11 protein-coding genes are annotated in these 13,075 nt (G+C 30.3%); 3 read left to right on the top strand and 8 right to left on the bottom strand.

The features are described from left to right. Nucleotides 1-85 precede the first annotated feature (85 nt). Nucleotides 86-1,552 (bottom strand): CoA-binding protein, encoded by a 1,467-nt coding sequence (locus ACXLDF_RS06190; protein ID WP_457557630.1) that lies wholly within the window; start codon nt 1,550-1,552, stop codon nt 86-88. 229 nt (nt 1,553-1,781) lie between these two features. Between ACXLDF_RS06190 and ACXLDF_RS06185 the strand changes: the two genes are divergently transcribed. The 3 genes from ACXLDF_RS06185 (at nt 1,782) to ACXLDF_RS06175 (ending at nt 5,527) form a co-directional block, all read left to right on the top strand. Continuing rightward, nucleotides 1,782-3,251 (top strand): RAD55 family ATPase, encoded by a 1,470-nt coding sequence (locus ACXLDF_RS06185; RefSeq protein WP_457557629.1) that lies wholly within the window; start codon nt 1,782-1,784, stop codon nt 3,249-3,251. Nucleotides 3,252-3,268: 17 nt separating this feature from the next. Continuing rightward, complete coding sequence (locus ACXLDF_RS06180; RefSeq protein ID WP_457557628.1) at nt 3,269-3,775, top strand: Rab family GTPase; 507 nt, start codon at nt 3,269-3,271, stop codon at nt 3,773-3,775. 465 nt (nt 3,776-4,240) lie between these two features. Continuing rightward, nucleotides 4,241-5,527: a Rab family GTPase gene (locus ACXLDF_RS06175; protein ID WP_457557627.1), complete on the top strand. Its 1,287-nt coding sequence runs from the start codon at nt 4,241-4,243 to the stop codon at nt 5,525-5,527. On the opposite strand, the gene ACXLDF_RS06170 is transcribed toward ACXLDF_RS06175, so the two are convergent. From ACXLDF_RS06170 to ACXLDF_RS06140, 7 genes are all read right to left on the bottom strand, one after another. Next, nucleotides 5,524-7,359 (bottom strand): hypothetical protein, encoded by a 1,836-nt coding sequence (locus ACXLDF_RS06170; RefSeq protein ID WP_457557626.1) that lies wholly within the window; start codon nt 7,357-7,359, stop codon nt 5,524-5,526. The two genes, ACXLDF_RS06175 and ACXLDF_RS06170, sit on opposite strands and share 4 nt — an antisense overlap. A gap of 208 nt (nt 7,360-7,567) precedes the next feature. Next, complete coding sequence (locus tag ACXLDF_RS06165) at nt 7,568-7,996, bottom strand: hypothetical protein (RefSeq protein WP_457557625.1); 429 nt, start codon at nt 7,994-7,996, stop codon at nt 7,568-7,570. Nucleotides 7,997-8,017: 21 nt separating this feature from the next. After that, nucleotides 8,018-8,701 carry a hypothetical protein gene (locus ACXLDF_RS06160; RefSeq protein ID WP_457557624.1) on the bottom strand — a complete coding sequence of 228 codons (684 nt, stop codon included), beginning with the start codon at nt 8,699-8,701 and terminating at the stop codon, nt 8,018-8,020. A gap of 302 nt (nt 8,702-9,003) precedes the next feature. Continuing rightward, a complete protein-coding gene (locus tag ACXLDF_RS06155; protein ID WP_457557623.1) occupies nt 9,004-10,176 on the bottom strand; it encodes an Ldh family oxidoreductase in 1,173 nt (390 codons plus the stop codon). Nucleotides 10,177-10,368: 192 nt separating this feature from the next. After that, on the bottom strand, nt 10,369-10,869 hold the full coding sequence (locus ACXLDF_RS06150) for a hypothetical protein (RefSeq protein WP_457557622.1): 501 nt from the start codon (nt 10,867-10,869) through the stop codon (nt 10,369-10,371). A 236-nt stretch (nt 10,870-11,105) separates the two neighbouring features. After that, nucleotides 11,106-12,452, bottom strand: a complete 1,347-nt coding sequence (locus ACXLDF_RS06145; RefSeq protein WP_457557621.1) for an NAD(P)-dependent malic enzyme — start codon at nt 12,450-12,452, stop codon at nt 11,106-11,108. A 434-nt stretch (nt 12,453-12,886) separates the two neighbouring features. Further along, on the bottom strand, nt 12,887-13,075 hold a 189-nt coding region (locus tag ACXLDF_RS06140; protein ID WP_457557620.1), incomplete at its 5' end, for a hypothetical protein.

The raw sequence follows: 13,075 nt of genomic DNA, 5'->3' as shown, positions 1-13,075 counted from the left end.
TATCTTTGATCGCTTCATTTGTAAATCGAATTCTAGCTAAAAGAAAAAAAATGTTTGATTTGCCTATCAAATTCACAGATCTATTTTATTTCAAAGAGCTCATTTTTTTACGAATACCACCTTCTCCTTTTAAGATCAATGCAGTTCCCATTTCTACTGTTTCTTCTATTGTATGACCGCATGGGATATAATGTGTTTCGAGTGCATCCCGAATAAGATCGTATTTTGGTGTCCAAGGAACGTATGCGATGATAGGTTTTCGATATTTATTCCCTATTTGCATGATTGAGCGGCCTAATCGCATTGAAAGTTGGGGAACTTGTGGAACTAATAAAGTGAATATCATTTCGACATTTGGTGCATTTAGTAAATATTCTAATATATTAACGATGTCATCATCAGTACCTGAACCTGTAATGTCAATTGGGTTATTTAATCCTGCAATTCGCGATGCAACAGGATTTAAAAGGAAACTAATATCTTCTTTTTGTTTATCTGTAAACTTTGTGAGTTTAAGGCCGTATTTGTCCATGATGTCTGCACAAATTACTCCATGTCCTCCAGAAACGGAGAGAACTGCAATTTTATCACGATGAATTGACATAGTTGAATATTTTCTAAATGGATTTGCGAGCATCGAATAGGTTTTCAAAGTGTTTGTTAGATCTTGTTCAGTTGATGGATTTATAACACTGAATTGTTTATATGCTCCCTTCATGATACTTCCATCTGCTGCAAGAGAACCTGTATGAGAACCTGCTGCAATTTTTCCAGCACTTGAAACTCCACCTGAATAAACAACAACATCTTTTCTGGATAATCGGGCTCTTTCACAAAATTTCCTTCCATCACCAGGATGAAATCCTTCTAAATAAAAAGCAATTACATCTGTATTTGGATCTTTTTCAAAATACTTCAATAACATAGCTTCATTAACCATAGCCTTATTTCCTATTGAAACTGCAGTGCTAATTCCAATGTCGCGTTCTTTACAGTTTATAAAAAATTGATCGATCAATACTCCTCCACTTTGACTGATTACTGCAACATTTCCTTGTTTTGGTTTTACAAGTCTTTCTGAAGGTAGGAAAAATGTATCAACAATTGGAGGGCTATATACTCCGATGCAATTTGGGCCAATAAAAGGCATTCCTTTATCGATGCAAAAATTAACTAATTCATCTTGTTTCTTTTTTCCTTCTTGTCCTATTTCTGCAAAACCCCCTCCAATAATTACTGCTCCCTTTACTCCAAATTCTGCAATGTCTTTAATTACAGGAAGGGTATGTCTCGCGCTAACTGCTACAACTGCTAAATCAGGAACCTCTGGTAATTTATCTAAAGATTGATATACTTTATGACCATCGATTTCACTGGCACGAGGTGTGATTCCATATGTCTTTGTCTTCATTTCAATAAGATTTTTTGAAAACATTGCATTTCCTGGGTGATCAGGATTACGACTAGATAACCCTATAATTACTGTACTTTTTGGACGAAAAATCGGTGTAAGATCGAAATCATAATCGAGGGAATTTTCATTCGATTGCATATTTAAATAAAATTACAGTTGGAATTAAATTTTTGTACAATAAAAAAAAACACGTTCTTTGTTGTTCTTTATTTACAATATCACGAGAGATCAAAGTATTACTTGATGAATAGATCAAAAACGTGTTAATTACAATTGAATTGTGAATGAAAAGAAGAAAATTTTATAGGGTGGCAGATTGATTAATTAATCATTACAGTCAATGATTGATCGAGATATGGGAAAAAAAGTGAAAAAAAATAAGGATGATATTTTAATCCCGCCAGAAATTGTTTCGGCCTTCAAATTGAAGGATACTGGATATAATCTTCTTCTTAAAGGTCGTGCTGGTGTGGGAAAAACAACTTTTGCCATGTCTTTGCTATCCTTTTTTAAAGAATTTACACCAGTATATTTAAGTACACGAGTGGCACCTTCTTCTCTTTATTCACAATTTCCTTGGCTTAGGGATCGTTTAGCTCCAGAAAATATTTTGGATGCAACACGAACTTATATTCCTCCAACACATGATCCTAAAGGTAGCCAAATGAAAGAGCATTTGATGCAAACAATTCGATTTCAGACTATTCCAGAATTTTTAAAAATAATTTATGAAAAAGTTGCTCAATATGAGAATCCAATAATTGTTATTGATTCATGGGATGCCATTATCGGACCTGGTCGTAATAAAAATGATCAAGTAGAAACTCTTTTTACTGAATTTATACGTCAAAGCAATTCAAAATTAATATTAATAGCAGAATCAGATACACACGGTTTTCTTGATTATATTGTGGATGGAATTATTACTTTACGGGATGGTGAAATAGGAGGTCGTACATTTCGAACTGTAGAAATTAATAAAATTCGCGCTGTAGAAAGAAAACAGAAACAATATGCTTATACTCTATATCAGAATAAATTTAGATATTTACCCCCATTTAAAAAGGAAAAATTGACTAATATTGCCCAGTATGAACCATCTAGTGACAAGGAAGATCTCTTTTCAACAGGAAATCGTGCGCTTGATGAAATCTATGGGGGTGGATTACGTCCTGGAACATTTAATTTGCTAGAAGTTGAATCCAGTGTTCCAATTTCTTCTATTTCTTCAATTTTTATCGGTTTACTTTGTCAATTTATTCAAAATGGGCGTGGTGCCATTATTCGTGCATCTGATGGTATAAATAGTGATCTACTTGATAAAAAGCGATTGTTTCTTTATTTACCCACAGATCGAATAAGTAAATATATGAAAATTCTTCAAAATCAAATATCTGATAGAAAAGAAATTCGCCCGTATATTCGTCAAGTGGACGATGAAAACTTTAATGAGATTTTCTTTGATACTTATTCTAAACTCTCAAGTATTTCCAAATTTCAACCAGTGTTTGCTGGTATTTCATATGATAATCTTCAATTCATGGTAGATTTCAATAAGACTATTGGACTTTTTGACAAACACTTAAAATTAATAAGGAATTCAAATGTAATTGAATTGGGTATCATTAACTCATCTAAAAATGAAAAAAATGAATTAGAAAAATATTCTACTTTAACAGCAGATTTGAGTTATATTGCTTCTACCCATATAAAGGTAATTGAACGGCATGGAACGATTATGATTTTTTCCGTAAAACCTCGAAACTCCAGTTTGTTTGCAATGAAGACAATTTATGATAAGGGATTTCCACAAATTGAACTACTTCCCATAGTATAGGAGAATGAAATTTAATTATGAGAATTCAAAAAAAAATTTGCTTGCTTGGCAGTGATGGAGTGGGCAAAACTTCAGTTGTTGTCCGTTTCACCAAAGGAACATTCTCAAATTCGTATTTAGTAACATTGGGTGTTGATTTTTATGAGTATACATTTATAAAAAAGAATGAAAAAGAAAAAAGAGAATTAATTGTTCAGATATGGGATTTAGCTTCACAACGAAGTTTTCAAACAATGCGTTCTCAATATTTATCTTACAGTAATTTTGTTATAATTGTTGTAGATTATAATAGAATTACACCAGACTTTATCAAACCTTGGATTGCTGATATTAAGAAACATGCAGGTAAAGATGTTCCATTTCTAATTGCTTTGAATAAAATTGATTTGTTAAATAGTGAAGAAGAATCAAAAGTGGTAAAGGAATTAGAATCAGAATATAATGTGAAGGTTTTCGCAACTTCTGCAAAAACTGGTGAAAATATAGTAGAAATGTTTCAATATATTGCAGATTCTTTATGGTAATATTTTAAATAATAATATTCTTCATTTTATCTAGTTGAATATATCTAATATTTTACATGATAAACGCTTTTTTGTAAATTTTTAGGAACTTTTTGACTCAAATTTATAAATATATCTCCACTTTTTATATCGAACCTAATTTTCCCTAAAAATTTGATAAAAAATATCGAATCAATTTAGTGCTTTAATTTAGTGCTGATTTTGTTATGAAATAATAAGTTTTCAAGCTTGTCTTTCTCAAATTCAGTGCTTGTACGATCTTGACAAAATAAATTTATATACACGGAAATTATATTGAATAAATATTGGAGATATAGGGCAAAACTTATTCGCACTTAAAGAAATTGGTTTCTAAAAAAGACTTAATTTACCAATCTTTTTATAACTTAGAACAATTTTAAAAGTAATACTATTTAAGCTTATTTTTCCTATATTGTATCAAAAAGAAAAGAGCGAATTTGGAAGATGCCAATTGGAATTGTATTAACTGAATGGGATTCAACTATGGGGACGATTATTCGGAAATCATTCCCGAAATCAATACATCTATCAAAAGATGAAGTTAATAAAATACTTATGTCTCATTCCATTTCTAAAACTAAGCAACCAGAAATTATCGATTTACGATTTCAACATAAGATTATCATTAGTTTTTGCCCAAAAGATAAAATTGTGCAATTGGGATATTCTATGTTAATTGTTATATTCCATGAAGATGAACAATCAGAAATCCCCCTTTTTAAGGAAAAGCTATTCCATCAAGGGAATCATCTTTTTTCTCTTAATTATTCGCAACGAAATAAGTATTTTAAGCAAATTGCCTATGAAATCTTTTCTAATAAATCATCAAGAAAATTACTGTTTTTGGGGTCCTGCGGAGTTGGTAAAACCTCAATTAAAAAAATAATATTTGAATCTGCTTCTTCAGATGAAATTTTAAACAAACCGATGGAACCAACATATGGTTTAATACATTATAAAATCGATTATTTAGATCTTGATCTCGGAATTGCAGATTTGGCAGGACAAGAAATTGAGCATTTTCTACAAGATTCATTTGATTCTGAAATTGATCCTTTTGAATCATGTGATTTGGTAGTGTATGTTTTTGATCCTCCGTATTGGGAGACAAATTCACAAGATATCATTAATCATCTTAAAAAAATTCGAAGTAAATTAAGTAACCTCTTATCAAATTCTGGAAATCCGCATATTTTTGTTTTATGTCATAAAATTGACTTGATTGATCCAAAAAGAATAAATGAGTTCAAGGATACTGTCATAAAATCTTTAAATGTAGATCAAGACAAAATTTTTTTTACAAGTGTCAAGTCTGCTTTCCTTTCTTCTCTTTTTAAAGCAATGCAAGTGATTTTAAGTAATATTTCTGAGAGAGTTAATCAAATCCGAGATGCAATTAAAGCAGAATTAGACGAAAAGAAAAGAATGGGCATAATTCTCCTTCAAGATAATAAAATATTATTAGAAATTTCTACTTCAGATTTACCCGTTTTTTCAGTTATTAATATTATACCAATGATAAAGAGTATTTATAATTTTAGTCGACATTTTATTAAAAAACCAGAATGTTTTTATCTTCAAGTTAATGAGTTTACTGTATTTTGCTCTGAATTGGATGAATTTGGACAGGAGCACATTTTACTTTTTTCACCTGAAACATCAATAAATGAACTACAATCTCTTACAGAAAAACTTAAGGCTAAAGTGAAATTACTGCAAGATATTAACTAATTTTCACCGTTTTTTTTGCTTTTATTGTTTACGTCTTTATTTTTTTGCCCCAATTGTTGTTGATGTTGAAGTTGCTTTTGTTTTTCTTGAAGTGAATTCATAAGTGCATTTTTTAATATTTGAGCTGTTTCTTTTTTTTCTTGATCATTCTGAATATTTTCATTTTTATTTTTGGATATTTCCTGATTTTGTTTCAATTCTGTTAATCGCTTAATTATTTGTTCCTGTTCATTCAGTTTTTTAATTAATTTTTCGTTAACTGTTTTTAATTTCTCAATTTCTTCTTGTAATGAGAGATTATGATTAATTAATTGAATATTATCTGTTACTTTTTTAGTATGAACTTCTTTTTCCCATTTCAACTTTAATTCTTGGTTTTCTTTAATCAAAGGTTGGATTTTTTCTTGGATTTTAAGGATTTTATCTCGGAAATTTTTCATCTTTGTTTGGGTTTCTTTTTGAATTTGGTTATACTTTTCTTCAAGCTCCTTATTGTTATTTTGCAAAATTGAGAGATTCTTATTTATTTCTTTAATCTTTTCATCTCTTGATTGTATTTGTTTTGTCAATTCATCAGTTACTTGTTCCAGTTGATTTTTTAAAAGATCTCTTTCTTCTTGAAGCTGTTGATATTCTTCAAATGTGATCTGACTAGATAATTTAACTCCTTCCTCAAGAGATAATGGTGGAGGTGCAGAAGAAGCAATTGGGAATGGTGCATCTTTATTATGATGATTGATTTGGATATTTTGGTTATGTGAATATTTTTGGTTTGTCTTTCCGTCTGGTATAGAAATTACTGATTCTCGTGAAAGGGGCGCAGGTTTGGGGATATTTACAAATGGTGGTGAATCAATAATTGGAGTTGCATTTACTGGTATTTGATTACTGTTTGGTTGAGAATTATTAGCTGATATTGGCATATTTGAGGGATTCATTGGATTCGGAGGCATATTCTGATTTAAAGGTGTCTGATTATTTGAATATTGTGCTTTTCCTACCATCATTGTTTCATCACTATCTACTTCTTTTAGTTTTTTTGTTCCATCATTTAATATGTTCTCATATGGTGTTTTTTCATCTGAAATTTGATTCTTATTATCAATATCTGTTTTATTTTTAAATGAGATTGCTGTTCTCCCTTTATTACTAAAATCGATTACAGTTTCAAAAGCAAGTTCTTCATCAACTTCACCTTGAATTTTTTTTTGTTTCATTTTTTCTCTAAATTTTTGAACGAGATCGCTCTCCTTCGGTCTTTCTTTTATAATTTTTGATGATGATTTTGATTTAGAAAAATCTACATCCGTTTCACCTGTACGCAATGGAGGGAGTGATTTTAATTTTAAAGGATGAATTCCTTTCTTTAAATTTTCTCGAATATAATTGATTTGGCGCTCATGAGCTAAGATTAAACCTTTTTCTTCCATACCAACTAAATTGATATATGCCTGAAATTCTCCGTTATTAGAATTTTCATATACAATTATTTCAGATTTTGTAGGATTTTTAAATTGAAACTTCAAATTATGAAATACATGTAATTCTAATCGTAGACCTGCGATTATTTCTTCAATTTTTGAAAGAATTTCATTTCGAGATTTGATAATTTTTGGAAAGTTTTGATATAAGTATTTTATTATTTCATCAATATCCTTTGGAGCAATAACTTTGCTTGATTTAGCACTTTTGTTTAATAATTTGTCCAAATCCTTCTTTTTTCCTTTATATCTCTTTTTTGGTGGGCTTAAAACTATATATAAAAAGCCAAATCCTGTCTTTGTGGGATATTTTATATAAAAGTCACCAAAACCAGGAGATACTTTTTTCATTTGATCGATCTTCATATAAATTTGGAACATTCTTTCTAATGAGGTGTTAAAATCCATGTTTTATATCAAATCCTTTACTCCTTATTTTCGTGTAATTCCCAATTCTTAATCTAAAATACGGCACAGAATATAAAATAATTTGGATCTGATTGATTTCACCACTTTTATATTTTAAAATTAATTTTATCTTTCATTTTTTTTTGAAATTTCATTTTTTATTAAAAAGATTGCATATTTTTTTAAATTCATCGGATAAATCTTCAATAGGAAGATCTTTGAGAAAATTTAAAAGTACATTTCCATCAGATGGGCTTATTTCTGGAAATGATGAAAGAAATTCTTTAATAAGTTCCGTTTTTGCCTCAGGGTTTTTATTAATTCTATCAAGAAATTTCTTATGAAGAAGATGAGCATCTTTTTGATGGTCGATGTTAAATTCATTTTCCATCATAAAATCAGGAACAAACTCTATCTCAGTAACCCAAGGAGAATTAAATTCAATATTTTTACGATATTCGCGTAAAATTATAGATTCTCGAGTAATAACACTGATTTGATCAGTTAACGATAAAAAATCTTCAATATTAGATTTAAGTTCTTGAATATGTTGTTTCAAATTTTCAAAATCATTCTTCATATATACATCACAATGAAGGAATTAAAAAAAGAATTCATCATCGAGTGAATCTTCAAGAGTTTCATCAAAACTAATATTTATAAAAAGATCATTTTCAAAAATCTCTGAAATTAAATATTTTAATGATTTTTGAACCATTTCCATTGAACGCATACCTAATCCAATTATTTTACTGTTGGAGAAAATCAGAAATGTTCCACCTAATGGTGGTTTAACTATTGCAGCAGGAAATTGCTCTGGCTCATATAAACAATTAGTAAGAGTAATACAAGCTAATTCTAAGTTAACAATTTTGCCTAATCTTGACATAATGACTAAATTTTGAATTTCGGTTGATAAACTGATAAAATTTAATTTACCCTGATTTCGAAGTAGATTTTCCATTTTTTTGGCAATTCTATCGATTTCTTCGTGTTTTTTTAAACCTGTAATTATTGCCTTTCCATTTTTAAATAAAATAATTGATATATTATCAATTTTAAAGAGAACACAAGGAAATCGATTAAGTCGTTTGGCTTCAATATTTTTTTGAAGTTCATCAAAATCAATTTTTGTTTCTTCATTTTCAAATTTCATCTTTGCGAGAACGACAATATTAATTACTTTATAAGGAAAATCCCTTTGTTCGGGTATAATATCTTTTTCTAGATCTCCTTGATAAACATCAATAAGTTTTTTTGAAGGTTGAATTTCAAGCATTTCCATAAATTTTAAACCCCTCTTTAATCCATTTCATATATTTATTTTTAAGACTGCACCATGAAAGGAGCAATTTGTTGTGTACTACTACATGGTAATTTAAGCATATATATTTTTAGGCTAGAAAATATCACTTTTTTATCACCAATTCTGATATAGTACGGGAAAAAAGATTGTTTGGAATTAATTATTAAAAATTCCTTTAAGTTTCATAATGAAGTCGATGGGAGAAGAAGTATAAGATAAGATTTAATTCGTCAGTTCTGGAAAATTATAGAAAAAATATTGGAAATATTTCAAAAAAAAATCTACCATCCTTGAGAATCTACGTTGCCGGTATATTCTACTGTCCAATCTATTTTATATTTGCTTGAATCTAAATGCATTTCATCAATCATTTGGAGAAGTTGGAGCTGAGTTGCTTCTGAAAGGGGGACTCCTTTTTCAATTCGTTCTATTTCAGTTTTATATTCTTTTTCTCCTGCAACAAAAATGTGATCCGCGCCAGGTTGAAGTTTTGCATTTGCACAAGCACGAAGGATATCTCCTGTTGTATGTTTAAATTTTTCTAAATCTTCAAAATGCTCAATATCAATGGCAATAAAGAAATGTCCTAATCTATAAGGTTCAAAAACCTTTTTTCCTCCTTCCATTCGAAATCCCAAACATTTTTGTAAGAAATTAGCAGAAGAGAGTGCTGCTGACATTACTTCAACAAATAATGCATAATTATATCCTTTATATCCTCCTAAATCTTCTCCAGAGCCTCCCAACGGTGTAAGTGCTGCCTTTTTTTCTAACATATCTTTAAGAATTTGTTCTGTATCTATTGGATTTTCTCCTTTTGAATTTATTACCCATCCTTTTACTGCTGGTTTATGTAAGCGTGCATACCATTCTATTTTTCCGCGCTGTGTAATTGATGTTGCATGATCTGCAAACCAATGTCCTCCTGTTGGGGAATAATCAGTAGGAAAAGCAATTGTCAGTGGATTGGTCCCTAACATTGGTTCAACGCTCCAAGTTGGTGCAATGGAAGGTCGAGCATTTGTCCCATTTATCCCAATACATCCTTGTTTAGATGCCATTAAAGAATAATAACCTGCAATTCCATAATGATTTGATTCACCAACAGTAACCATACCAATTCCATATTTTTTTGCTTTATCAATTGCCATTTGCATTGCTTTGTAAGACACAGGTTGACCCATTCCATTATGTGCATTTAATCGGGCAATGGCACCACTATCCCGTTCTATTGTAATTTTTGTTTCAGGTGTCTGCTGTCCTCTTCGAACTCTTGCATAATACATAAATAATCTCCCAACACCATGAGAATCTATTCCACGACGATCTGCTTCATGCAAAACATCTGCACAAATTTGTGCATCTGCGTCAGGTATACCCATTCCTCTAAAGCAGTCATATTCAAATTGCTTTAAATCTTCTAAAGATATTTGTGTATATTTTTCATTATCCATTATATTTTCCTCTATTTTGATTAGTTTTGCTGGGAATGCATTATAATCACTAATAATATTATAATATAGTATTTTCTGATCCCGTTAAAATATAATTACGTTATTTCTTAGTAAAAATGATGAAAAAGAAATGATCATATAAATTAGCATTACAATACTTTTTTAGGAAAAACAATTTCTAAAAATCATCAATTAGAGAAGATCTATTTGAGGATGGGCTATCCTTTGAAATCTTTTTACTATCTTTAAATCATCATTCTTTTCAATTTTGCCATATTGATCGTTAAGTAAAGTATGCCATGCATTTAATGGTTGCCTGATACTTAATCCATTTGTAAGTTTTTCTGTTATATCTTCAACAATTTCATCAATTTTAAAATAATCTTCATTCGTTTCACTAGGATATAAGATAATCAAGGCATAGCGTTGTACTCTTCCTCTTGCATTAGGATCAAATATTTTTATTTTTTTAATTCTAATTGTATATTTTGTCCCATTTTTTGTAGAGATAAATAGTGCTAAATCTTTTGAACGGGAGGAGATACTATCTTGGAGAATGTCATATTGTGCTAATTTGTCAAATATTGTGAAATCAAATGCGATAGCGGCGAATTGTGGTCCTAACTTTTGATGATAATGAGATACTGCGATTCCAATTTCCTTTTCTTTTATCTCCTCTGTTTGCAGATCCACCTCTATCACACCTCTCTTTATAAATTACTGAAAAATACTCCATGTAACCTTAACTAATTCATATTTATATGGATGTTCTATTAATAATTTTTCAAGAAATAATTCAAATCTTTTCATCTTTGGTAACGCTCCAGAAAAAAAAAAGGTGAAAGCGTATTATTTTATTTTAATTTGAAAATGAATAAAAAAATATACTCTTGTAATTATTCTAAAATAGATTCTAATTAAGGATATAATTAAATAAATGGATGAATAAAACCTTCTTTCATCAGCATTTTTGTTGCATTGTGGGCGTCTTTAATTAATTTCTCCGCTGTTTCACGCGCTTCATCTATACTTAAATGAATTCTTGCAAGATTTTGCCTTATTGCCATCTGACCAACTGCTACTGCTTCACGGATGAAGACTTCTATATCATCCATAGTGGGAACAATGTAATCTGCATCTAAACCTTTATCTTCTGCATATTTTGCAAGTTCTTCTGCTGCAGCGATGCACATTTCGTCAGATATGGTTGTTGCTCTAACATCTAATGTTCCTCGGAAAATTCCTGGGAAACCTATGGAGTTATTTACTTGATTTGGAAAATCTGATCTACCTGTGGCTATAACTTTTGCACCAGCTTCTTTTGCATCCCATGGAAAAATTTCAGGAACCGGATTGGCACATGCAAATACTATTGGATCTGTTGCCATTTTAGAAATCCATTCTTTTTTAACAATTCTAGGACCCGGTCTAGAGAGAGAGATTAATACATCAGCACCTTCCAGAGCTTTGGGTAATGTTCCTTGAATCTGTTCTGGATTGCTATTTTGAGCAATCTCAAACTTATAATTGTTAGAGTCCATTAAATCTGGACGATCTTTAAATAAAATTCCCCGCGAATCTACAAATACTGCTTTTTTAGTATCAAATCCTGCTGTTTGAAGTAATCGTTGAATTGCAAAATTGCTGGCACCCACACCGTTAAATACAATTTTAACATCTTTTTTCTTTTTGTTGACAATTTTTATAGCGTTCAGCATCCCTGCTACAGTTACACATGCAGTTCCTTGTTGATCATCATGCCACACAGGAATTTTTACTTCAGGATCTTTCCGAAGATCATCTAAAACTTTAAAGCATTTGGGCTTAGCAATATCTTCTAAATTGATTCCTCCAAAGGTTGGTTGAATCCATTTTACCAGTTGAATGATATTTTCTGCAGACATATCAGGTCCAACGCACATTGGAAAAGCATCAACTCCACCTAAATATTTAAAGAGTAGTGCTTTTCCTTCCATTACTGGAAGACCTGCTTCTGGGCCAATGTTTCCCAATCCAAGCACTCTGGTTCCGTCAGAAACCACTGCGACATAATTCCATTTGCTTGTATGTTGATAAACATTTTGAGGGTGTTCTTTTATATCCAAACATGGAGCAGCAACACCAGGACTATACCAAATTCCAAAATCTTCATAGTTCTGCACTTGACAGCGAGGTAATACTTGCATTTTTCCTTTATAAAATGGATGCATTAATAAAGCTTTTTTCCCAGGTTCTTTCGATTTGCTAATAAGTTGTTCTTTTGTTAATTTTTCCATAAAAGGTAAAAGCAGTCGGGGTTTTTGAAGATTTTTACATTATTTTTTTTCATTTTCTCAAAAATTAAAAGTTCATAAGTAAGATAAATGCAGGAAAGAATATGGAACTTAACAGTATTCTAAAAATAATTATTTTTACTTTCTCAATAATAGTAGGATTTCTTTGTCGCTAGGTAGAAATAAAGAAAAATCCTCAATATTGGTTTATTGGTTCATTTGCTACATTTTATATCTTCAACAATTTGTTTACTCTTCATTACAAAGAAATATCTCCTCAATTGCTAACTATGATAAATTCTCTATCTTTTTTCATTTTTTTTGCTCTAAATCTTAAGTTTACAAGTTAATGATCCGACAAAAATATTTTCTCAAAAATAATTAAAAATTTATCGATGAATACCACTTACAATAAAAAAGTTAGGGGGCATATTTTATTAAACTTTTAGTAAATTCTTTAATTTCAATTTTTTTGCTAATTTTAAGGCCAAACCATCTATAGAGTCTAATTTCCATAATGGAACTGCCTTTGGAGATGTTTTTATCATCAAAACGTGGATAGAACTTAATTCGTCTAACAATTCTTCATAGGAAACTGGAACAGATTTCCTTGTTAGCTTTAAACG

The organism is Candidatus Harpocratesius sp. (assembly GCF_054039255.1).
Note: the sequence above shows the minus strand (reverse complement) of the source record. Positions and strands in the feature narration are given on the sequence as shown.